Annotated in this window: 21 protein-coding genes; 8 read left to right on the plus strand and 13 right to left on the minus strand. The window is 75.0% G+C overall.

All coding sequences use genetic code 11. The features are described from left to right. Nucleotides 1-2 precede the first annotated feature (2 nt). Nucleotides 3-890, minus strand: a complete 888-nt coding sequence (locus AB2L28_RS04990; protein WP_370717623.1) for a Cgl0159 family (beta/alpha)8-fold protein — start codon at nucleotides 888-890, stop codon at nucleotides 3-5. Next, on the minus strand, nucleotides 883-1,857 hold the full coding sequence (gene iolC / locus AB2L28_RS04995) for a 5-dehydro-2-deoxygluconokinase (RefSeq protein ID WP_432525906.1): 975 nt from the start codon (nucleotides 1,855-1,857) through the stop codon (nucleotides 883-885). The genes AB2L28_RS04990 and iolC overlap by 8 nt, the downstream gene beginning before the upstream one ends. A gap of 211 nt (nucleotides 1,858-2,068) precedes the next feature. Here iolC and AB2L28_RS05000 point away from each other — a divergent pair, with 211 nt between their 5' ends. Genes AB2L28_RS05000 through AB2L28_RS05015 form a run of 4 tightly spaced genes read left to right on the plus strand, consistent with a single transcriptional unit; the run spans nucleotide 2,069 to nucleotide 4,325 of the window. Further along, nucleotides 2,069-2,806: a GntR family transcriptional regulator gene (locus tag AB2L28_RS05000; RefSeq protein ID WP_370717624.1), complete on the plus strand. Its 738-nt coding sequence runs from the start codon at nucleotides 2,069-2,071 to the stop codon at nucleotides 2,804-2,806. A gap of 32 nt (nucleotides 2,807-2,838) precedes the next feature. Next, the gene (locus AB2L28_RS05005) at nucleotides 2,839-2,967 is read left to right on the plus strand and encodes a hypothetical protein (RefSeq protein ID WP_370717625.1); all 129 of its coding nucleotides are present in this window, start codon (nucleotides 2,839-2,841) and stop codon (nucleotides 2,965-2,967) included. A gap of 9 nt (nucleotides 2,968-2,976) precedes the next feature. Further along, nucleotides 2,977-3,756: a hypothetical protein gene (locus AB2L28_RS05010; RefSeq protein WP_370717626.1), complete on the plus strand. Its 780-nt coding sequence runs from the start codon at nucleotides 2,977-2,979 to the stop codon at nucleotides 3,754-3,756. Beyond that, nucleotides 3,732-4,325 carry a hypothetical protein gene (locus tag AB2L28_RS05015; RefSeq protein WP_370717627.1) on the plus strand — a complete coding sequence of 198 codons (594 nt, stop codon included), beginning with the start codon at nucleotides 3,732-3,734 and terminating at the stop codon, nucleotides 4,323-4,325. The genes AB2L28_RS05010 and AB2L28_RS05015 overlap by 25 nt, the downstream gene beginning before the upstream one ends. A gap of 70 nt (nucleotides 4,326-4,395) precedes the next feature. Here the strand turns inward: AB2L28_RS05015 and AB2L28_RS05020 are convergent, their stop codons facing one another. Both AB2L28_RS05020 and AB2L28_RS05025 read right to left on the minus strand, forming a co-directional pair. Next, nucleotides 4,396-5,085: a copper homeostasis protein CutC gene (locus tag AB2L28_RS05020; protein ID WP_370717628.1), complete on the minus strand. Its 690-nt coding sequence runs from the start codon at nucleotides 5,083-5,085 to the stop codon at nucleotides 4,396-4,398. A gap of 42 nt (nucleotides 5,086-5,127) precedes the next feature. Then, entirely contained in the window at nucleotides 5,128-6,021 is an 894-nt protein-coding gene (locus tag AB2L28_RS05025; protein WP_370717629.1) for an NAD-dependent epimerase/dehydratase family protein, read from the minus strand. Between the two features lie 82 nt (nucleotides 6,022-6,103). On the opposite strand from AB2L28_RS05025, the gene AB2L28_RS05030 reads away from it, so the two are divergent. After that, nucleotides 6,104-6,673 carry a TetR/AcrR family transcriptional regulator gene (locus AB2L28_RS05030; RefSeq protein WP_370717630.1) on the plus strand — a complete coding sequence of 190 codons (570 nt, stop codon included), beginning with the start codon at nucleotides 6,104-6,106 and terminating at the stop codon, nucleotides 6,671-6,673. Between the two features lie 49 nt (nucleotides 6,674-6,722). Here AB2L28_RS05030 and purL read toward each other — a convergent pair whose 3' ends face one another. Genes purL through purS form a run of 3 tightly spaced genes read right to left on the minus strand, consistent with a single transcriptional unit; the run spans nucleotide 6,723 to nucleotide 9,969 of the window. Beyond that, nucleotides 6,723-9,026 carry a phosphoribosylformylglycinamidine synthase subunit PurL gene (gene purL, locus AB2L28_RS05035; RefSeq protein ID WP_370717631.1) on the minus strand — a complete coding sequence of 768 codons (2,304 nt, stop codon included), beginning with the start codon at nucleotides 9,024-9,026 and terminating at the stop codon, nucleotides 6,723-6,725. Next, on the minus strand, nucleotides 9,023-9,700 hold the full coding sequence (purQ, locus tag AB2L28_RS05040; protein WP_370717632.1) for a phosphoribosylformylglycinamidine synthase subunit PurQ: 678 nt from the start codon (nucleotides 9,698-9,700) through the stop codon (nucleotides 9,023-9,025). Before purQ ends, purL begins: the two co-directional genes overlap by 4 nt. Next, nucleotides 9,697-9,969, minus strand: coding sequence for a phosphoribosylformylglycinamidine synthase subunit PurS (gene purS, locus AB2L28_RS05045; RefSeq protein WP_370717633.1), 273 nt, complete (start codon nucleotides 9,967-9,969; stop codon nucleotides 9,697-9,699). Before purS ends, purQ begins: the two co-directional genes overlap by 4 nt. 85 nt (nucleotides 9,970-10,054) lie before the next feature. On the opposite strand from purS, the gene AB2L28_RS05050 reads away from it, so the two are divergent. Then, nucleotides 10,055-11,569, plus strand: a complete 1,515-nt coding sequence (locus AB2L28_RS05050; RefSeq protein ID WP_370717634.1) for a diguanylate cyclase domain-containing protein — start codon at nucleotides 10,055-10,057, stop codon at nucleotides 11,567-11,569. Between the two features lie 27 nt (nucleotides 11,570-11,596). Beyond that, on the plus strand, nucleotides 11,597-12,502 hold the full coding sequence (locus tag AB2L28_RS05055; protein ID WP_370717635.1) for an alpha/beta hydrolase: 906 nt from the start codon (nucleotides 11,597-11,599) through the stop codon (nucleotides 12,500-12,502). Here AB2L28_RS05055 and AB2L28_RS05060 read toward each other — a convergent pair. From AB2L28_RS05060 to AB2L28_RS05070, 3 genes are read right to left on the minus strand one after another with little or no spacing between them, the layout of a single operon-like run. Then, nucleotides 12,492-13,370, minus strand: a complete 879-nt coding sequence (locus AB2L28_RS05060; RefSeq protein WP_370717636.1) for a MurR/RpiR family transcriptional regulator — start codon at nucleotides 13,368-13,370, stop codon at nucleotides 12,492-12,494. The genes AB2L28_RS05055 and AB2L28_RS05060 overlap by 11 nt on opposite strands. Further along, a complete protein-coding gene (locus AB2L28_RS05065) occupies nucleotides 13,360-14,613 on the minus strand; it encodes an allantoate amidohydrolase (protein WP_370717637.1) in 1,254 nt (417 codons plus the stop codon). The genes AB2L28_RS05060 and AB2L28_RS05065 overlap by 11 nt, the downstream gene beginning before the upstream one ends. Continuing rightward, the gene (locus tag AB2L28_RS05070) at nucleotides 14,610-15,791 is read right to left on the minus strand and encodes a pyridoxal-phosphate-dependent aminotransferase family protein (RefSeq protein ID WP_370717857.1); all 1,182 of its coding nucleotides are present in this window, start codon (nucleotides 15,789-15,791) and stop codon (nucleotides 14,610-14,612) included. The genes AB2L28_RS05065 and AB2L28_RS05070 overlap by 4 nt, the downstream gene beginning before the upstream one ends. A 163-nt stretch (nucleotides 15,792-15,954) precedes the next feature. Between AB2L28_RS05070 and AB2L28_RS05075 the strand changes: the two genes are divergently transcribed. Then, complete coding sequence (locus AB2L28_RS05075) at nucleotides 15,955-16,998, plus strand: acetamidase/formamidase family protein (RefSeq protein WP_370717638.1); 1,044 nt, start codon at nucleotides 15,955-15,957, stop codon at nucleotides 16,996-16,998. Nucleotides 16,999-17,104: 106 nt separating this feature from the next. Here the strand turns inward: AB2L28_RS05075 and katG are convergent, their stop codons facing one another. The 3 genes from katG to AB2L28_RS05090 form a co-directional block, all read right to left on the minus strand. Beyond that, a complete protein-coding gene (gene katG / locus AB2L28_RS05080; protein WP_370717639.1) occupies nucleotides 17,105-19,345 on the minus strand; it encodes a catalase/peroxidase HPI in 2,241 nt (746 codons plus the stop codon). Further along, nucleotides 19,342-19,836 carry a Fur family transcriptional regulator gene (locus tag AB2L28_RS05085; protein WP_370717640.1) on the minus strand — a complete coding sequence of 165 codons (495 nt, stop codon included), beginning with the start codon at nucleotides 19,834-19,836 and terminating at the stop codon, nucleotides 19,342-19,344. Before AB2L28_RS05085 ends, katG begins: the two co-directional genes overlap by 4 nt. Nucleotides 19,837-19,927: 91 nt before the next feature. Further along, on the minus strand, nucleotides 19,928-21,328 hold the full coding sequence (locus AB2L28_RS05090; protein WP_370717641.1) for an aspartate aminotransferase family protein: 1,401 nt from the start codon (nucleotides 21,326-21,328) through the stop codon (nucleotides 19,928-19,930). Nucleotides 21,329-21,441 lie beyond the last annotated feature (113 nt).

A 21,441-nucleotide genomic window follows, 5' to 3' on the forward strand; every position in this document is an offset into this window, starting at 1 on the left:
CCTCACCGCACCAGGGAGACGGCGGTCTTCACGGCCGACTCCACGTCGCCGTCGGGCGGGTACAGCAGCGTCCGCCCGACGGTGAGCCCACGCACCGACGGCAGCGCCAGCGCCTTGCGCCACGTCGCGAACGTCTCCTCCGGGGACGTCGTCGGGTCCCCGCCGAGCAGCAGCGTCGGGAACGTCGTGGACTCCATGACGCGTTCCATGTCGTCGACGACCGGGATCTTCAGCCACGTGTACGCCGTCGTGCGACCCAGCGCCTGCGCGACGTTCACGGACTTCACGACGCCCTCGGCCGACAGGTCGTGCACGACCTTGCCGCCCTCGCGGCGGGACCAGAACGGCTCGATCATCGCCACGAGCCCGCGGGCGGCGAGCTCGCTGATCGCGTCGGCCGAGGCCGTCAGCGTCGGCAGCGTGCCGGGGTCGTCGAGGGCGATGCGGGTGAGGAACTTCCCGCCGTCGAGGTTCATGTCCGCGATCGCGGCCGCATCGTACCCCGTGAACCGGTCGTCGAGCTCGAAGCTGGCGCCCTGCAGCCCGCCGCGGTTCATGGAGCCGAAGACGACCTTGCCCTCCAGGGCCCCCAGGAGGGTGAGGTCCTCGATGACGTCGGCGGACCCGAGCAACCCGTCGACACCGGGGACGGCGAGCGCCACCCGCAGGCGTTCGAGCAGTTCGGTGCGGTCGGCCATCGCCATCGGGTTCGACCCCACGGCGTTGGCGCCGCGGGCGGGGTGGTCGGCGGCGATGACCATGAGCCGGCCGTCGGAGCCGAGCAGCGGGCGGCGGCGGCGGGCGCGGGACAGTTCCCGGACGCGACCGGGGTTCCGGGCGCGGATCTCGGCGACCTCGGCGAGGTCGCGGGCGAACCGCTGGTCAGGCACGGGACGCGACCTCCTCCAGCAGGGCCTCCACCTCGGCGGTCGTCGGCATGGCGGTGGAGCACTCGCGGCGGGTGGCCACGATGGCACCGGCGGCGTTGGCGAACCGCAGGACCCGTTCGAGTTCCCAGCCCGACAGCAGCCCGTGCACGAGGGCACCCCCGAAACCGTCGCCGGCGCCGAGGCCGTTGACGACCGCCACCGGCGTCGGCGGGACCTCGACGACCTCCAGGCCGCCCGCGCCGCGGGTCATGCCGAGGACGCCCCGGGGTCCCTGCTTGACGATCGCGACCTCCACACCGGCCTCGAGCAGCGCCTCGGCGGCGCGGCGCGGTTCGCTCTCGCCGACGGCGACCTCGCACTCCTCGCGGTTGCCGACGGCGACCGTGACGTGCTGCAGGGCCTGGCGGACCTGTTCGGCGGCGGCCGCCGGGGACTCCCAGAACATGGGCCGGTAGTCGAGGTCCAGGACGGTGAACCGTCGGCGCCGCCGCGCCCGCCAGGCCGCGAAGTGGGCGCCGCGGCTGGGTTCTTCCGACAGGCCGGTGACCGTCGCCCAGAACACCCCGGCGGAGCCGATGGCGTCCAGGTCGAGCTCCTCGGCGCGGATCTGCAGGTCCGGCGCCGTCGGCTGGCGGTAGAACAGCAGCGGGAAGTGGTCCGGCGGGTACATCTCGCAGAAGGCCAGCGGGGTGTTCAGGCCCTCGACCCCGGAGACGAACCGGTCCGAGACCCCGAACGCCGTCAGCGCCCGGTGGACGAACGTGCCGAAGGCGTCGTGGCCGGTGCGGGTGACGACGGCGGCGGACCGGCCGTGCCGGGCGGCGGCCACGGCGACGTTCGTCGCGCTGCCGCCCAGGTACTTGCCGAAGGTCTCGACGTCCTCCAGACCCACCCCGTCCTGCAGCGGGTACAGGTCGACCCCGACCCTGCCCATGGTCACCACGTCCAGCGCGGCCGTGCTGCTCACGCGAGGTCCTCCCCCAGTCCGGTGGTCTGCTGCGCCGACCCGGGCCGCGGCGGCGCGGTGGCTGGTCGCAGCCTGCTCCGCCGAGCGTCACCCTGTCAAGATTTGTCAGGACAAACGTACCTCCTGACGTGCAGACCTCCACCCGGCTACGATGCCGGTGCGGCGGTGCGTCGACGTGGTCGGCACGCCCCATCGACCCCAGGAGCGCGATGTGAACGACCTGTTCGTCGACCTCGACCGGTCGAGCCCCGTCCCGCTGTACTTCCAGGTGGCGCGGCAGATCGAGCAGGCCATCGAGCACGGCAAGCTGCCGCCGGGGTCCCGGCTCGAGAACGAGATCCACCTCGCCGACCAGCTGGGGTTGTCCCGCCCGACCATGCGCCGCGCGATCCAGCAGCTCGTCGACAAGGGCCTGCTCGTGCGCAAGCGCGGTGTCGGGACGCAGGTCGTGCACGGCCAGGTGACGCGGCCGGTCGAGCTGACGAGCCTGCACGACGACCTCGCGCGCTCGGGGCAGTCGCCCTCGACGCAGGTCCTGCTGCACGAGATCTGCGGCGCCCCCGACGAGGTGGCCGCCGCGCTGGCCACCGGCCCGGGCACCCCGGTCCTGCACCTGCGCCGGCTGCGGCTGTCCGGCGGCGAACCGCTGGCCCTGCTGGAGAACTGGCTGCCGGCCCCCTACACGGACCTGTCCGGTGAGGCCCTGGGCGAACGCGGCATGTACCAGCTGCTGCGCAGCCGCGGGGTGGGGATGCGGGTGGCGCGCCAGCGCATCGGGGCCCGCCGCGGCAGCGGTGAGGAGTGCACGCTGCTCGACGAACCCCGCGGCGCCCCCCTGCTGACGATGCAGCGGACCACGCACGACGACTCCGGTCGCGTCGTGGAGCACGGCCGGCACGTCTACCGCGCCAGCCGGTACGCGTTCGAGGTCACGCTCGTCGACCGCTGAGGTCCACCGCCCCCCTCCGGCAGGACGGTCGCGTGGGCGACGACGCCCTGCCCGTCGGGGTCGTCGGGGTCGTCGGGTCGGTCGCGGTCTCCGGCCCGCCGCGGGCCGAGGACCACGCGCTCGTCGTGGAAGTGCTCACGCCGTTCCGCACCACCCCCTAGGTTCGGGTCGTGGCGGTGGGAGCGGGGGACGTGCGGGAACCGGTCGAGGAGGTGGGCCCCGACCACGGCGGGCGGGTCCCGCTGCGGTTGCGGGTGGCGTCCCGGGTCCTGGCCGTCGCCGCGCTCGCCCTCCCCCTGCTGGGCGTCGCCGTGGCCGTGCACGTCCTCACCGGCGGCGTCGACGCGCAGTACTTCACCGGCTACGAGTACGACGGCGACGGCAACGAGGTCTCGGCCACGACGAGCGCCACCCTGGCGCAGCGCTGGCAGGCCCTCGACTACCTCGTCCCCCCGGACCACGTGCTCCTGGGCCCGGCGGCCGTGGTGCTGCTGCTGGCCGGACTGCACCTGAGCGGCCGGGGGCGTCCCGCGCTGTCCCCGGGCACCCGCCTCCTCGCCGCGGCGGCCGCGACCTCGTCGGCCCTGTACGCGGTCGGGGGCGGGGTCGTCCCGCTCGTCCTGCGCCAGGGCACCACCGCGGACGAGCAGGGGTTCGGCGGGCCACCCCCCTTCGTGCTGCTGGTGGGGCCTGCCGGCGTGGTCGTCTTCCTGGCCGCCGCCTGCGTGGTGGCCGGGGTGCTCCTGCTCCTCCCGAGGACCCCGCAGGAGGAGCAGGAACCGTGGTCGCCACCGCCCGCCGCGCAGGAGCCCCCCGTCGCGCCGCCACCCGACCCCGCGCCGGAGCCGGTCTCGGACCCGCCCCCCGTCCCGCAGGACGCGCCGCCACCCCCGGCGGTCCCGCGGCTGCGGGAGGAGGACCGCGCGTGGTACCGGCGGCCGGCGCCGTGACGGGCCCCCCGTCCCCGTGGTGGTTCCGCGTCGTCGCGGTGGCGGCGGCCGCGCCGCTGCTGGTCGCCGCGACCGTCACCGCGGTCGTGTTCCAGGACGACGAGGGGGTCTACAGCACGACGGGGGTCCCGGCCACGACGGTCCTGCGGTGGCAGGACCGGTGGCAGGCGGTGCAGAGCTTCGACCACTGGCAGGCGGTGCCGGCCTCCGGGTGGCCGGTCGTGCTGACCGCGGTGGCGTTCCTGGCCCTGGCGCTCGCGGCCGTCCGCGGCCGGCCGGCCCGGCTGGCTCCGCCCGAGAGCCGCGCCGTCGTGACGTGGTTCGCCCTCGGGTGCGGCGCCTGGGCCCTCGGGACGGCCGTGCTGACCACGTGCGCGCAGGTCGCGGGCCCGCCGGGACCGGACGCCGACCCCGGTGGGGGCACCCTCCTGCTGCTGCAGGGGGTCGTCGACGGCGGGCTGGCCCTGTTCGCGGCGGCGGTGGCGGCCGCGACCGTCCTGTGGTGCGGCCGCCGGGACCCCGACGAGCGGGCCGTGGAGGTCCTGGACGAGGACGCGCGCCCCGCGTGAGGACGTGCCCGGACGCCCGACCCGGGGGCTCGGGGGCTCGGGGACTCGGGGACTCGGGGACTCGGGCCGGTCAGGCGAGCACGGCGGCCCGGACGACGTCGGGGTCCACCTCGTACCGGGCGCCGAACCCGGCGTCGGGGACCGCGAGGCGCCGGGCCGACAGGTGCACGTCGGTGACGCCCGTGCGCGCCACGAGGTCCCGGACGCGCGCCGGGCGCACTCCCCCGCCCGCCGTGACGGTCAGGCGCCCCGCGGCCGCGGTGACCGTCCGGGCGAGCCGGTCGGTCCCGTCGTGCGCGCAGGCGGCGCCCCCGGAGGTCAGGACGCGGTCGACGCCGGCCGCCACCAGCGCCTCGACGTTGCCCTCGACGTCCGGGTGCACGTCGAAACCGCGGTGCGCGGTGAGGTCCGCGCTCCCCGCGACCTCGCGCACCGCCTGCAGCGCAGCGAGGTCGAACCGCCCGTCCGGCAGCAGCGGCCCGACGACGAGACCCGCCGCCCCGAGGGCCAGGACGGACCGCGCGTCCGCCAGGACCGCGGCGAGGTCGTCCTCGTCGTGGACGAAGCCACCGGGCCGGGGCCGCAGCAGGACGTGGACGCCGAGGGGGCCGGCGGCCGCGACGACCCGTTCCACGAGGCCCGGCGAGGGGGTCAGCCCGCCCACCTCGAGCCCGACGGACAGTTCGAGGCGGTGGGCCCCCGCCGCGCGGGCGGCGCGCGCCCCGGCGGGGTCGGTGACGGCGATCTCGACGGTCGGCACGAGCACAGCCTGCCGTGCCGGGGCCGCCGGGACCGCCCCGGCTCAGCCGAAGTAGCTGCCGCCGGCCAGGTCCGCGGCGAGCGTCGGTCCGCTGGGCCGCCAGTCGAGCAGGGCGCGCGTCCGCTCGCTCGTCGCGGACAGGTCCAGGCCGAAGAAGGACCCGATCCAGCCCAGTTCCTCCACGGCGCGGGCCGGGTCGACCGCGTCGACGGGCAGCCCGAGCCCGCGGCCGACGGCGGTGGCGATGTCCCGGGTGGGGACGCCCTCCTCGGCGGCGACGTGCAGCACGCTGCCCGCCGGGGCCCCCTCGACCGCGAGGCGGACGGCCCGGGCGGCGTCGGTGACGTGGACCGCGGCCCACCGGTGGCCGCCGTCCCCGACGTGGCCCGAGGCGCCGCGGGCCCGGGCCGCGGCGACGAGGGCGGCCACGAACCCGTGGTCCCCCGTGCCGTGGACGGTGGGCGCGAAGCGGGCGGCGAGGGCGCGGACCCCGCGCTCGGCGAAGTCGAGGGCGAGGCGTTCGGACCCACCGCGGACCGAGACCGGTCCGACCGCCGGGTTGACGTCGGTCTCGACGACCGGGCGCCGGACCCCGAACCCGGCGACCCCGGAGGCGATCAGCAACGGCCGGTCCGAGCCGGCGAGGACCTCCCCGATCGTCTGCACCGCAGCGCGTTCGGCGGCGTTGCTGACCTCGGGGTGGGCGAAGTCGTGCTTGTTGGCGAGGTGGACGGTGCCGTCGGTCGACTCCGCGCCGCGCCGCAGCGCGTCGAGGTCGTCGAGGTCACCGCGCAGGACCTCGGCACCCTTGGCGGCGAGCGCCGCGGCGGAGTCGTCGGAGCGGGCGAGGCCGAGGACCCGGTGGCCGTGGGCGAGGAGCTCGTCGACGGTGTGGGAGCCGATCCAGCCGGATGCACCGGTGGTGAAGACGCGCACGGGGGAACCTCCAACAGTGATGTCAGGACGTGACATCACAGTAGCGTCGATGTCAGGATCTGTCATCACCTAGGATGGTCCCGTGACGAGGTGGGCACCGGGAGCACGCGAGCGGCTGCAGACCGCCGCCCTCGACCTCTTCGTCGAGCAGGGCTACGACGAGACGACCGTCTCCCAGATCGCCGCCCGCGCCGGCGTCACCGACCGCACGTTCTTCCGCCACTTCACCGACAAGCGCGAGTCCCTCTTCACCGGGAGCGAGGTGCTCGTGACGCTCTTCACCGGCGCCGTCGAACGGTCGACGGCGACCGACCCGGTGGACCTGGCCGCCGCCGCGCTCGCCGCGGTGACGGAGTTCTTCCCCGAGGAACGCCGCACGTGGTCCCGGCGGCGGACCGCCGTCGTCCTGGCGAACCCCGCCCTCGCCGAGCGCGAGCAGCTCAAGATGGTGACGATCGCCCAGGCCCTCGCACGGGCGCTGCGCGAACGAGGTCTCCCCGACCCGGCCGCCACCCTGCTCGGGCGGTCCACGGTCACGGTGTTCCAGGTCGCCTTCGACCGGTGGCTCACCGAGGACGAGGACCGCCCGATGGCGGACCTGCTGCAGGACACCCTGTCCGCGTTGCGGGCCACGCTCGCCCCGCGGGGCTGACCCGCGCGGGAGGGGTTCCCCTCCCGCGCGGGTCGTGGCCGGCCGGGGTTCAGCCGAAGTGGCGCGGCAGCGTGGCGGTGTGCGCCTCGCGCAGCTCGGCGACGGGCACGGAGAACCGGCCCTGGACGTCGAGCGCGGCCTGCCCGTCGTCCCCGGTGTCGGTGACGCCGATGCGCAGGTGCGCCAGGCCCCGGGCGGTGCACATGTCGGTGAACCGCACCTCCTCCTCGCGCGGCACGGACACGATCGCCCGGCCCGCCGACTCGGAGAACAGCGCCGTGAACGCGTCGATCCCGTCGCGGTCGAGGAGTTCGTCCAGCCCGACCCGCACGCCCACGCCGTGGCGCAGCACCGACTCCACGAGGGCCTGCGCGAGACCGCCGTCCGACAGGTCGTGCGCCGCGTCGACGAGGCCGTCGCGCGAGCACTGCACGAGCACGTCGGCGAGCAGTTTCTCGTGCTGCAGGTCCAGCGCCGGGGGCAGACCCCCGAGGTGGCCGTGCTCGGCCCACGCCCACTCCGAGCCGCCGAGCTCCTCGCGCGTGGTCCCGAGCAGGAAGACGCCCTGCCCGGCCTCCCGCCACCCGGACGGGGTGCGACGGCGGACGTCGTCCAGGACACCGAGGACGCCGATGACCGGTGTCGGCAGCACGGCGGAGTCCAGCCCGTCGTCGCCGGTCTGGTTGTAGAGCGAGACGTTCCCGCCGGTGACGGGGACGCCGAGCTCCTCGCAGGCCAGGGCCAGGCCCTGCACGGCCTCGGCGAACTGCCACATGACGCCGGGGTCCTCGGGCGAGCCGAAGTTCAGGCAGTCGGTCACGGCGAGGGGTTTCGCCCCCGCCGCGGCGACGTTGCGGTACGCCTCGGCCAGCGACAGCGCGGCCCCCGTGCGCGGGTCGAGCCGGGCGAACCGGCCGTTGCCGTCCAGGGACAGCGCGACCCCGAGGTTCGTCTCCTCGTCCACGCGCACGACACCCGCGTCGTCGGGGGTCGCCAGCGCCGTCCCGCCCATGACGTACCGGTCGTACTGGTCGGTGACCCAGGCGCGCGAGGACAGGTTCGGCGAGCCGGCCATCCGCAGCAGGGTCGCCCGCAGCTCCTCGTCCGTCCCCGGCCGCGCCAGGCGGTCCGGGGTGTCGGCCTGCAGCGCGTCCTGGGACTCCGGACGCGCGTACGGGCGCTGGTACACCGGGCCGTCGTGGGCGACCGTGCGCGGCGGGACGTCGACGACCGTCTCGCCGTGCCACTGCACGACGAGGTGCTCGCCGTCGGTGACCTCACCGAGCACGGCGGCCTCGACGTCCCACTTCGCGGTGACCGCGAGGAACGCCTCGACGTTGCCCGGCGTGACGACGGCCATCATGCGTTCCTGCGACTCGCTCATGAGGATCTCCTCGGGCGAGAGCGAAGGGTCGCGCAGCGGGACGCGGTCGAGGTGGATGAGCATGCCGCCGTCACCGGCCGAGGCCAGTTCACTGGTGGCGCAGGACAACCCGGCACCGCCGAGGTCCTGGATGCCCTCGACGAGACCGGCGTGGAACAGCTCCAGGCAGCACTCGATGAGCACCTTCTCCTGGAACGGGTCCCCCACCTGCACGGCCGGCCGCTTCGAGGGACCGGTCGCGTCGAACGTCTCGCTGGCCAGCACCGAGACCCCGCCGATGCCGTCGCCGCCCGTGCGGGCCCCGAACAGCACGACGAGGTTCCCGACCCCGCGGGCGTTCGCCAGGTGCAGGTCCTCGTGCTTCAGCGCACCGACGCACAACGCGTTGACGAGCGGGTTGCCCTGGTACGTCGGGTCGAACACGACCTCGCCGCCGATGTTCGGCAGGCCGATGCAGTTGCCGTACCCGCCGACGCCGGAGACGACCCCGGGCACGACGCGGGCGGTGTCGGGGTGGTCGATCGCCCCGAACCGCAGCGAGTCCATCACCGCGATCGGCCGGGCACCCATCGCCATGATGTCGCGGATGATCCCGCCGACACCGGTGGCCGCGCCCTGGTAGGGCTCGATGTAGCTGGGGTGGTTGTGCGACTCCACCTTGAACGTCACGGCCCAGCCCTGGCCGATGTCGACGACGCCGGCGTTCTCGCCGATCCCCACCATGAGGTGCTCGGTCATGGCCTCGGTGACGTGGTCGCCGAAGGTGCGCAGGTGGACCTTGGAGCTCTTGTAGGAGCAGTGCTCGCTCCACATGACCGAGTACATGGCCAGCTCGGCGCCCGTGGGGCGGCGGTCGAGGATCTCGCGGATCCGCTCGTACTCGTCGGCCTTCAGGCCCAGCTCGGACCACGGCTGCGGGTGGTCAGGGGTGCCCGCGGCGCGGGTGACGGTGTCCAGCGCGGTGCTCACGCGATCGCCTCCAGACCGGCGCTCAGCACGGAGGTGAACAGGCCCAGACCGTCCAGCCCGGGACCGAACAGCTCCTCCACGGCGTGCTCGGGGTGCGGCATGAGGCCGACCACGTTGCCGCGGTCGTTGCTGATCCCGGCGATGTCGCGCAGCGAGCCGTTCGGGTTGCCGTCCAGGTAGCGGAAGACCACCCGGCCCTCGCCCTCGAGCCGGTCCAGCGTCGCGGTGTCGGCGACGAACCCGCCCTCGCCGTTCTTCAGCGGGACGGTGATCTCCTGGCCCGCGGTGAAGGACGACGTCCACGCCGTGCCCGTCCGCTCGACCCGCAGGCGCTGGTCCTTGCAGACGAACTTCTGGTGGTCGTTGCGCACGAGCGCGCCGGGCAGCAGGTGCGACTCGCACAGCACCTGGAACCCGTTGCAGATGCCGAGCACGGGCATCCCGCCCCCGGCCGCGCGCACGACCTCGGTCATGACGGGGGCGAAGCGGGCGATGGCGCCGCAGCGCAGGTAGTCGCCGTAGGAGAAGCCCCCGGGCAGCACGACCGCGTCGACGCCGCGCAGGTCGGCGTCCGCGTGCCACAGCGCGACGGCCTCACCGCCCGCGAGCGTCACCGCGCGGCGGGCGTCACCGTCGTCGAGGGAGCCGGGGAAGGTGACCACGCCGACCTTCACGCCGTGGCCCCCGCAGCGGCGTCGTCGGCCTCGCGGACGCTGACGACGTCCTCGACGACCGGGTTGGACAGCAGGGTCTCGGCGGCCCTGCGCGCCTGCTCCAGGACCTCGGGCGTGACATCGCCCGCGACCTCCAGCTCGAACCGCTTGCCCTGGCGGACACCGGTGAACTGGTCGAACCCCAGGCGTGGGAGGGCGCCGACGACGGCCTTCCCCTGCGGGTCGAGGATCTCGGGTTTCGGCATGACGTCGATGACGACGCGGCCCATGCGCGGCGCTCCTTCGGGGAGGGGGATCGGCGACCCCCAGGCTACCGCCGCTCAAGGTGGCGCCCGTCCGTGCCGAGGGGGGGACGTGGAGACCGCCTCGACCCCACCCCGGGGACCGCGCCGACCCAGCACCTCGGTGCTGCTGGACGGCGGGGTCTTCGTGCTGGGCCTGGCCGTGCTCGCAGGGGTCCTGCACGCCTGGTGGAGCGCCGGGGCCGACCCGCGCCTGACCACCGCGCTCGCGCTCAGCCTGCCCCTGGGCTGGGTCCTGACGCGCTTCCCGCTCATGGTCACCGGCGTCGCCTCGGGCATCCACGTGCCCTTCTCGCCCGTCGTCCTCTTCTACCTGCTCGTCGTGCACCGCCCGCGGGTGGCCCTGGCGGCCTGGGTCCTGACGGCGCTGCCCGCCTACTTCGTGGACCGGCGCCCCTGGCAGAGCCGGGTCTTCAACACCGGGTCCTCGATCCTGTCCGGCCTGCTGGCCACGCTCGTCGTCGGCTCCCTCGCACCCGCGCAGCCGGTCGACCCGCGGATGCTGCTCGCGGTGCTGGCCGGGGCGGGGACCTACTACGCGACGGACACGGTGCTGTCGGCCGTCTCGATCGCGGTGGAGCGACGGCGCACGCTGGTCTCCGAGCTCGTCGAACCCGGAGCCCTCGTCGGCGGCGGCCTGTTCCTGCTGGTCGCGGCGCTCGGCTACCTCGCCGGTGCCGTCCGGCAGGAGATGCCGGAGTGGGTCGCGGCGCTCACGCTGCTGCCGAGCATGGCCGTCGTCGTGGCGGCCTGGGCGTGGCGGCGGGCCCACCAGAGCCGGCGGCAGCAGCGGTCCCTGTTCGAGGCGGCCGTCCGGATCCACGCCGCCACCACGGTCGAGGAGCTGCTGCGGGCCGTCGAGGCGCACGGCACCTCCCTGGTCTCCAGCGGGAGCCTCGAGGTGCGCTCGCGCCCGCCCGCGGAACCGGAGATCGGCTGCGAGCTCGGCGACGACCCCCGCCGCTGGCTCGTCGCCGCCAGGCCCACGAGCCGGCACGCCGAGCAGTTCGACGCGGTGGCGCTCGCGTCCCTGGGTTCCCTGACCTCGGCCGCGCTGCTGCGCGTGCGGCTGGCCGCCGAGACCGAGCGCCTCGCCCTCGTCGACCCCCTCACCGGGCTGGCCAACCGCCGCGCGTTCACGACGCACCTGGAGCGGGGCCTGGCCGACGGGGCCGTCGTCGCGGTGCTCTTCGTCGACCTCGACGGGTTCAAGGCCGTCAACGACACCCTCGGGCACGCCGCGGGGGACGAGCTGCTCGCCGAGAGCGCCCGCCGGTTGCGGCGCGCCGCGGGGGTGGACGGGTTCGTCGCCCGCCTCGGCGGCGACGAGTTCGCCGTCGTCCTGCCCGACCTGTTCCCCGGCGCGGCCGACGACACCGCGGAGGCCGTCGTCCAGACCCTGCGGCTGCCGTTCCTGCTCGAGGCCGGGCCCGCGACGATCAGCGCGAGCGTCGGCGTCACCGCGTCCGCACCGGGCGACGACGCCGACGCGCTGCTGTCCCGGGCCGACGCGGCCATGTACGTCGCGAAGAGAGCTGGTGGAGGTCGCAGCGTCCTCGGCGTGTGAGGGTCCCGGACCGGGCAGCCTCGGAGCGTGCCCCGCCCCCGTCCCCGCCGCCGCGCCGTGCTCGCCGGAGCCGGCGCCGTCGTCCTCGCCGGCGCCGGTGCGCTGGCCCTGGAGGACCCGCTGCGCTCCTCCCTCCTGCCCGCGGTGCGCCGCCGGCTCGGCGTCGGGCAGGTCGACGCCGCCGTGCCCGACGCCGGGGCCACCGGCCCCGTGTTCGCGACGTTCGCCTCCGCCGCCCGCGGGCGGGACGTCACGTGGGGCTGGGCCGCGCCACCGGGGCACGACCCGTCGGGGTTGCCGGTCCTGCTGACCCTGCACGGCCGCGCCGCCGACGCGCGCGCCGCGTTCACCCAGCTGGGGGTGCACGAGTTCCTGGCCGCCCACGTCGCCGCCGGCGGGACGCCGCTGGCGGTGGTGAGCGTCGACGGCGGCTCGGCGTACTGGCACCCCCGGACCGACGGGGACGACCCGCTCGCGATGCTCTCCGGCGAGCTGTGGCCGCGGCTGTCCGCCGCGGGGTTCGACCTGTCGCGGTGGGCCGTGGCCGGCTGGTCCATGGGCGGGTTCGGCGCGCTGCTGCTGACCCGCGAGACCGTCGCCGGCCGGTTCGCACCGGGCGGCACCCTCGTCGCGGCCGCCGCGGGCAGCCCCGCCCTCTTCGCCTCCCCCGGCGCCACCTCCCCCGGGTCGTTCGACGGCCCCGGCGACTGGCACCGGTACGGCGACCTCGTCACGGACCCGGGCACCGGGGACGTGGCGCTGTCGGTCTCGTGCGGGCGGGACGACCCGTTCCGCGAGCAGACGCAGCGCTACCGGGACGCCTGCCGTCCCGCACCGGCGGGCGGGATCGGCGACGGCGCCCACACGACCGGCTACTGGCGCAGCCTCGTGCCCGGCTGGCTGCAGCTCGCCGGGGCCGGGCTCACGACCTGAGCCGGGCCTCGCCGCGCAGGTCCTCGAGCTCGCCCAGGTCGTCGAGCGCCGCGCTCAGCGCCGTGACCCGGTCGCGGCCCGCCGCGCCCCGCGCCGCGAGCACCCCCTCGGCCAGGACCGCGGCGGCCGTCATGGCGGCGGCGTAGCTGTCGAAGGCGCCGGGCCCCTCGACCGGGACCTCGAACCGGTGCGCCACGGGGACCGCGGGCGGGCCGGCGGCGGGGTCGGTGAACAGGACGGCCGGCACCCCCTGCGCGTGCGCCAGCCGCAGGGCGGCGGCCGCGTGCGGGGTCCGGCGGCGGAAGGCCACGAGCACGACCACGTCCCGCGCCCCCAGGCCGGTGAACTCCTCGGCCACCGTCTGCCCCGGCTGGGGCGCGAGCGCCACGTCGGGGCGCGCCTGCAGCAGCTGCTCGCGCAGGTGCAGGGCCACCGGGAAGCTGTTGCGCCAGCCCGCGACGAGGACGCGACGGGCCCGGGCCACCAGCCGCGCGCACGCGGTCAGGTCGGCGCGGGCCAGCGCCTCGCCCGTGCGGGCCAGGTTCGCCGCGTCGTGCTCGACGTGCAGCGCCACCGGCCCCGCCGCGCTCGGGGGCAGCCCCCCCGTGGGGACGCCGCGCGCCCGCGCCGACCGCGCAGCCGTCCGCGCCTGGGCGAAGGAGCCGAACCCGAGCCGCCGCACGAAGCGGCTCACCGACGCCTTGGAGGCCCCGGCCGCGTCGGCGAGCTCGGTCGTCGTCCACGCCGCGAGGTCGTCGTCGGCCCGTTCCAGCAGCAGCTGGGCGATCCGGCGCTCGACGGGGCTGAGGTCGGGCCAGGACCGCTCGATGCGCTCGCGGACGCCGTCGTCCCCGGCCTCAGCCGGCACTGCGGGTCCGCGCCACGTCGAGGACGGCCGCCTCGAAGGCGTCGAGCCCCACCGCCACGTCGGCGAGCGTCACGCGTTCGTCCGGGGCGTGGCTCACCCCGTCCTCGCACCGCACGAAGATCATCGCCACCGGTGTCACGGCGGCGAGGGCCATGGCGTCGTGCCCGGCGCGCGACCACAGCCGCAGCGGTGCGGTGTCACCCGTGGCGGCGATGCCCGCGGTCACCGACCGCTGCAGCGCCTCGTCGCAGTAGACACCCCGCGCGGAGTGCACCTCGGTGAGTTCCAGCGTCAGACCCCTTGCGGCGCAGTCCTCCTCGGCGGACGACCGGATCGCCTCGACGAGGGCGTCCCGGTCGGCGTCGTGCTCGTCGCGCACGTCGAGGGAGAACTCGACGTGCCCGGGCACGACGTTCACCCCGCCGGGGAACGCCTGCAGCCGGCCGACGGTGGCGATGCCGTCGCGCTCGCGGGCCAGCCGCTCCACGGCCAGCACCACCTCGCAGGCCCCGACGAGGGCGTCCCGGCGGCGCGGGTACGGGGTCCCGCCGGCGTGCCGGGCCTCGCCCACGACGCGGCCGGTGAAGCGCCGGGCGCCCGCGATGGAGGTGACGACCCCGAGCGCGCGGTCGGCGGCCTCCAGGTGCGGGCCCTGCTCGATGTGCAGTTCGAGGTACCCGAGGAGGTCCTCGGGCCGTCGCGCGGCCTCACCGATCCGCGCCGGGTCCAGGCCGAACGCCTCGGCGGCCTCGCGGACGGTCGTCCCGGCCGCGTCGGCGCGGTCCCACCACTCCTCGCGCCACGTCCCGGCCACGGCCGAGCTGCCCATGAGCGCGGTCGCGAACCGGGCGCCCTCCTCGTCGGAGAACGCCACGACCTCGACGGCGAACGGGAGGGCCGCGGCCCGGGGCCGCAGGCGGTGCACCACCTCGACCGCGGACAGGACGCCGAGGATCCCGTCGTAGCGGCCGGCGTCGGGCACGGTGTCGAGGTGGGAGCCGAGGACGAGGGCGGGCAGCCCCGGTTCCCGCCCCTCGAGGCGGCCCCAGAGGTTCCCCGCCTGGTCGGTGCGGGTCCGCAGCCCGGCCTGCGCCATCCAGGCCGCGACGACCTCGTTGACCCGGGCGTGCTCGGGCGACAGGTGCACCCGCTCGATGCCGTCCGGGGAGGCGGACACCGCCGCCAGCTCGTCGCAGCGGTCCAGGACGCGCCGGGCGTCCGCCTCGCCGCCGGCGGAGGTCACGCGTAGACCTCCTGCGCCGCAGCGCACCCCGCCCCGGCCTCGACCCGGGCGCCGTGGCGGCGCAGCACCTGCTCCAGAGCGGCGAGGGTCACGAGGACGGCGTCCTTGCGGGCGTTGTAGCCCATCGACCCGATCCGCCAGACCCGGCCGGCCAGGGGCCCGAAGCTCGTGCCGATCTCGATGCCGTAGTCGTGCAGGAGCTCGGCGCGGACGGCCTCGCCGTCGACGCCGGCGGGGATCTCCACGGCCACGACGTTGTGCATCTTGTGCGCGACGTCGCCGAAGACCTCCAGGCCCAGGGCCCGGACGCCGGCGAGCACGGCCTCCCCGTGCAGGCGGTGCCGGGCGATGGCCGCGTCCAGCCCCTCCTCCAGCAGGAGCCGGGCGCACTCGCGCGCGCCGTAGAGCATCGTCGTGGCCTCGGTGTGGTGGTTCAGGCGCTTCTCGCCCCAGTAGTCCAGGACCATCCCGAGGTCGAAGTAGTTCGAGCGGATCCGCACGGGCGCGGGGGCGGCGTCCTCGTCCTCGGAGCGCAACCCGGCCTCGACGCTGCGGCGGCCGTCGACGACGGCCACGGCCCGCGGCGACAGCGACAGCGGGGCGCTGCCGGACGGCCCGCCGAGGCACTTCTGCAGACCCGCGGTGGCCGCGTCGATCTCCCACGCGTCCATCTCGAAGGCGTTGCCGCCCACGGAGGCCGTGCAGTCGACGTAGAGCAGGGCGCCGTGCCGGTGGCAGACCTCCCCCACCCCTTCCAGCGGCTGGTTCATCGTCGTCGAGGTGTCGCCCTGGACCATCGCGACCAGGTGCGGCCGGACCTCGCGGACGGCCTGCTCGATCGCCTCGAGCGTGAACACCTCGCCCCACGGGACCTCGCGGACGTGCACCTCGGCACCGCACCGTTCGGCGATCTCGCGCAGGAGGTGGCCGAAGCGGCCGAACACGGGGACGAGGACGCGGTCGCCGGGGTGGACGAGCGAGACGAGCGCCGCCTCGATGCCGGCGCGGCTCGTGCCGTCGACCAGGAGCGTCGCCTCGTTGCGGGTGCGGAACACCTCGCGGTACAGCGCCTGCGTCTCGTTCATGTAGGCCGTCATGGCCGGGTCGTACTGCCCGACGAGCTGGGCGGACATGGCCCGCAGGACCCGCGGGTCGACCGTGATGGGGCCCGGACCCATGAGGAGGCGGGGCGGCGGGGCCACCGGGGCCCCCACGGCCGTCCGCAGCAGCGCCTCGTCCACCGTCGTCGTCACCTGCACACCCACCTCACGAACCGTCTGTTCCACGAGAGGGATTCTATGCAACGATCGTTCCACCGCGCCAGACCCCCGGGAGGTCCGCTTGACCGTCCACCTGCTCCCCTCGACGCCCGGCACCGTCCGCTGGGGCGACCTGCCCCGCGCCGGGGACCGTTCCGTCCTGACGGTCGACCCCGGTGACGTGGTCGTCGTCGACACCGTCAGCCACGAGGGGATCCTGGAGGACCAGGGCCGGGACCCGCTGGCGTTCTTCACCGCCCGCGGCATCGCGGCCGACGCCGTCCTGCCCGACGCGGTCGAGATCGCGCGCACGGTCGAGCACGACCCGCTGCGGCAGGGCCCGCACGTCGTGACCGGCCCCGTCCACGTGCGCGGCGCCCGCCCCGGCGACGTGCTGTCGGTGACGGTCGAGGAGCTCGTCCTGCGCGCCGACTTCGGGGTGGTCAGCAACCGGCACGGCCGCGGCGCCCTGCCCGGGGAGTTCCCCCGCGACGGGCAGGACGTCGTCTCGGTGCTCGCCCGCGTCGAGACCGACCCGCGGACCGGCGCCCGCTGCGGGGCGATGCCCGTCGCCGCGGGGTCGCGGGCCCGGGTCCGGTTCCCGCTGCGCCCCTTCCTCGGCCTGGTCGGGGTCGGCACCCCCGGGCCCGAGCACCTGCACTCGGTCCCCCCGGGGATGCACGGCGGGAACCTCGACGTGTCCGTCCTCGGCGCCGGGTCGACGCTCCACCTGCCGGTGCAGGTGGAGGGCGCCCTGTTCCACGCCGGGGACCCGCACTACGCCCAGGGCGACGGCGAGGTCGCGCTGACGGCGTTCGAGGCCCCGCTGCGCGCCCGGCTCCGCCTCGACCTCGTGCCCGAGGCCGCCGTCCGCGTCCGCGACGTGCTGTGGGGGGAGACCCCGGAGTTCCTCGTGCCGATCGGTCTCGACGTCGACCTCGACGAGGCCGCGCGGCGCGCCGTCCGCACCGCCGTCGCGCTGCTCGCCGACCTCGGGATGGACCCGGCCCACGCCCTCGCGTACCTGTCCGCCGCCGGCGACTTCGCCGTCTCCCAGGTCGTCGACCGCGTCAGCGGGGTGCACGGCCTGATCCGCAAGGCCGACCTCGCCGACCTCACCGGCTGACCCACCGCACCGGCTGACCGACCGGGGGCCTGCGGGGGATCTGCGGGGACGCCGGGACGCCCCGACCCGCGGGTGCGGGCCGGGGCGTCCCGGTGGTGCGGGGTCCTCAGCGCAGGTCGAAGCGGTCCAGCTCCATGACCTTCTGCCACGCCGCGGCGAAGTGCCGCACGAACAGCTCCTTCGCGTCGTCGGCCGAGTAGACCTCGACGATCCCGCGCAGGATGGAGTTCGAGTTGAACACCAGGTCGACGGCCGTGGCCGTGCGGACGACGTCGCCGTCCGCGCCCAGGCCCTCGTAGACCCCCTCGGTGTCCGTGGCGGTCCGCCACTGCACGCCCAGGTCCAGCAGGTTCTTGAAGAAGTCCTGGGACAGCACGCCCGGGGTGTCGGTGAACACCCCGTGCTGCACGCCGCCGGTGTTCGCGCCGAGCACGCGCAGGCCGCCGACGAGGACGGTCATCTCCTTCGCGGTCAGGTCGAGCATGGCGGCGCGGTCGAGCAGCAGGGTCTCCGGCTGCAGCTTGCTGCCGGGCTTGACCCAGTTGCGGAACCCGTCGGCCCGCGGCTCCAGCCAGCGGAAGTTCGCGACGTCCGTCTGCTCCTGGGAGGCGTCGGTGCGACCGGGCGAGAACGGCACGGTGATCGAGACGCCGGCGTCGGCCGCCGCCTTCTCCACCGCGGCGGTCCCGCCGAGGACGACGAGGTCGGCGAGGGAGACCTTCGCACCCGTCGCCCCCTCGAACTCGCCCTTGACGCGCTCGAGCACCGGCAGCACGTCACGCACGCCCTCGTTGACGGCCCAGCCGATCTGCGGGTCCAGGCGCAGCCGGGCGCCGTTGGCGCCGCCGCGCTTGTCGGTGCTGCGGAAGGACGCCGCCGACGACCACGCGGTGTGGACGAGCTGGGAGACGCTCAGCCCGCAGGACAGCAGGCGCTGCTTGAGGTCGGCGATCTCCGCCTCGCCCACGAGCTCGTGGTCGACGGCCGGCGTCGGGTCCTGCCACACGAGTTCCTCGGCGGGGACGTCCGGACCCAGGTAGCGGCTGCGCGGACCCATGTCGCGGTGCAGGAGCTTGAACCAGGCACGGGCGTACTGGTCGGCGAAGTACGCGTGGTCGGCGTGGAACCGCTTGGCGATCTCGTGGTAGGCGGGGTCGGCCATGAGCGCGAGGTCGCTCGTGAGCATCATCGGGGCGTTGCGCTTGCCCTCGATGTGCGCGTCCGGCACGAGGTCACCGGCCGCGGGGTCCTTGGGCTTCCACTGCTTCGCGCCGGCGGGGCTCGTCGTGAGTTCCCACTCGTGGGCGAACATCGTGTCGAAGTAGGTGTTGTCCCACTGCGTCGGCGTGGGCGTCCAGGCGCCCTCGAGACCGCTGGTGATGGCGTCGGCACCCTTGCCGGTGCCGTGCTGGTTCTTCCAGCCGAGGCCGTTGCCGTGGACCGGGCACCCCTCCGGCTCCGGGCCGACGAGGGCGGCGTCCCCGGCACCGTGGGTCTTGCCGAACGTGTGACCCCCGGCGACGAGGGCGACGGTCTCCTCGTCGTTCATGCCCATGCGGCCGAACGTGACGCGGATGTCGTGCGCGGAGCCCAGCGGGTCGGGCTGACCCTTGGGGCCCTCGGGGTTGACGTAGATCAGGCCCATGGTGACGGCGGCGAGGTCGCCCTCGTCGAGGTCGAGGGGGTTCTCGTCGGCGTAGCGCTCGTCACCGAGCCAGGTGTCCTCCGGCCCCCAGAACACCTCGGTGGGCTGCCAGGTGTCGGCGCGGCCGAAGGCGAACCCGAAGGTCTTCAGGCCCATGTCGTCGTGCGCCACGTTCCCGGCCAGGACCAGCAGGTCCGCCCAGGAGATCTTGCGGCCGTACTTCTGCTTGACCGGCAGCAGCAGGCGGCGGGCCTTGTCGAGGTTGGCGTTGTCGGGCCAGCTGTTCAGCGGCGCGAAGCGCTGACCGCCCTCGCCGCCACCACCGCGGCCGTCGGCGATGCGGTAGGTGCCGGCGGCGTGCCAGGACATGCGGATGAACAGCGGGCCGTAGTGGCCCCAGTCGGCCGGCCACCAGTCCTGCGAGGTGTGCATGACCTCGGCGACGTCCCGCTTCAGGGCCTCGACGTCGAGCGTGGCAAACTCCGCGGCGTAGTCGAAGTCCTCGCCGAGGGGGTCGGAGTCCCGCGACGGCTTGTTCAGGACCGACAGGTCGACCTGGTTCGGCCACCAGTCCTGGACGGTGCGGGGCCGGCCGTTCGTGGACGGCTCCGGCGCCGGGATCACCGGGTTCTCGCTCTCGGTGGTGGACGCGGTCTGCGCCTTGTCCTGGGCCTTGTCTCGGGCGTTGTCGAGCTCGGTCACGTCACGCTTCTCTCTGCTGGAGGACGACCGGGGTCTGGGGGGTCGGTGGACGGGTCGGTGGTGAGGACCGGGGCCGTCGCGCAGGACCGGCACCGGCCCCAGTAGATGACCTCGGCCTCGTCGACGTCGAAACCGTCGAAGACGGGGGGCGTGAGGCACGGCGCCTGCGCCGTGGCGCAGTCGACGTCGGTGATGTCCCCGCACACCCGGCACACCAGGTGGTGGTGGTTGTCGTGGACCCGCGCCTCGTAGCGCGCCACCGAACCCTGCGGCTGGATGCGCCGCACCAGGCCGTGGTCGGTCAGGACGCGCAGGACGTCGTAGACCGCCTGGTGCGAGACCCCTTCGACGCGCGCGCGGGCGGCCCCGATCAGCGCCTCGGTGTCCCCGTGCGGCAGGGCGTGCACGGCGTCGAGGACGGCCAGGCGCGGACGGGTGACCCGCAGACCCGCGGCGCGCAGCACGCGCTCGAGGTCCGGGGTGGTGGGCACGGCGCCATCCTGACCGCTGGACTTGAACGAGTCAAGACCAGGTGGTCCGCCGGTCACCCGGTCCTGCCCCACCGTCAGACCTGCCCCACCGTCAGACCAGCCGCATCGCCTCGGTGAGCGTCGCGCGCAGGATCTGCTCCATCTCGTCGAACTCCGCCTGCCCGCAGGTCAGCGGCGGCGCGACCTGGATGACGGGCTCGCCGCGGTCGTCGGGGCGGCAGTACAGACCGTTGCGGAACAGCGCCCCGGGCAGGAACTGCTTGATGAGCGTCTCGCGCTCGGCCGGCCCGAAGGTCTCCTTCGTCGCCTTGTCCTTGACGAGCTCGAGCGCCCAGAAGTACCCGTCGCCGCGGACGTCGCCGACGATGTCGAGGTCGAGCAGCCTGCGCATCGTGTCCCCCAGCGCCTGCTCGTTGTCCAGGACGTTCTGGTTGAGGCCCTCGCGCTCGAAGACGTCGAGGTTGGCCAGGGAGACCGCGGCCGAGACGGGGTGCCCGGCGAACGTGTAGCCGTGCGGGAAGAAGTTCTTGCCCTGCAGGAACGGTTCCATGATGCGGTCGGTCGCGATCATCGCGCCGATGGGGCCGTACCCGGAACTCATGCCCTTGGCGCACGTGATGATGTCGGGCTGGTAGCCGAACTTCTCCGCGGCGAACATCGTCCCGTGCCGGCCGAAGCCGCAGATGACCTCGTCGGAGACGAGCAGCACGTCGTGCCGGTCGCAGATCTCCCGCACCCGCTGGAAGTACCCGGGGGGCGGGGTGAAGCAGCCCCCGGAGTTCTGGACGGGTTCGAGCACGACGGCCGCGACCGTGTCGGGCCCCTCGAAGAGGATGGCCTCCTCGATCCGGTCGGCGGCCCAGCGCCCGAACTCGACCGGGTCGGTCGGTGCGCCCATGCGCTCGGCGCGGTAGATGTTCGTGTTCGGCACCCGGAACCCCCCCGGGGTGAGGGGTTCGAACGCCTGCTTCATGGCCGGCAGCCCCGTGATCGCGAGCGCCCCCTGCGGGGTCCCGTGGTAGGCGGTGGCGCGCGAGATGACCTTGTGCTTCATCGGCCTGCCGGTGAGCTTGAAGAACTGCTTGGCCACCTTCCAGGCGCTCTCGACGGCCTCACCGCCCCCGGTGGTGAAGAACACCCGGTTCAGGTCGCCGGGGGCGTACCCGGCGATGCGGTCGGCCAGTTCCACCGCGGGTTCGGTGGCGTAGCCCCAGACGGGAAAGAACGCGAGCCGGCGGGCCTGCTCCGCCATGACCTCGGCGAGCTCCTCGCGCCCGTGCCCGACCTGGACGACGAACAGCCCGGAGAGGCCGTCGAGCACCTCGTGCCCCCGGTCGTCCCAGATGCGGGCCCCCTCGCCCCGCACGATGACGGGCGCCGGCGTGTCCTGGTAGGCGCCCATCCGGGCGAAGTGCATCCACAGGTGGTCGCGGGCGGCCTCGGTGAGCCCGGAGGCCCCCGCGCCCACCACGGTCTGCTCGGTCACGGTCATGTCCGGTCCTCCTCGGCTGCCGGTCCGCCTGGCGGCGCTCCCCGGCGGGACGGGTGTCCCGCCGATCCTCCCACCCTGGCCCTCGACACCGGCCCGGACCAGCGACGGAACGT

The sequence above is a fragment of the Kineococcus mangrovi genome, assembly GCF_041320705.1.
Taxonomy (GTDB): Bacteria; Actinomycetota; Actinomycetes; order Actinomycetales; family Kineococcaceae; genus Kineococcus; species Kineococcus mangrovi.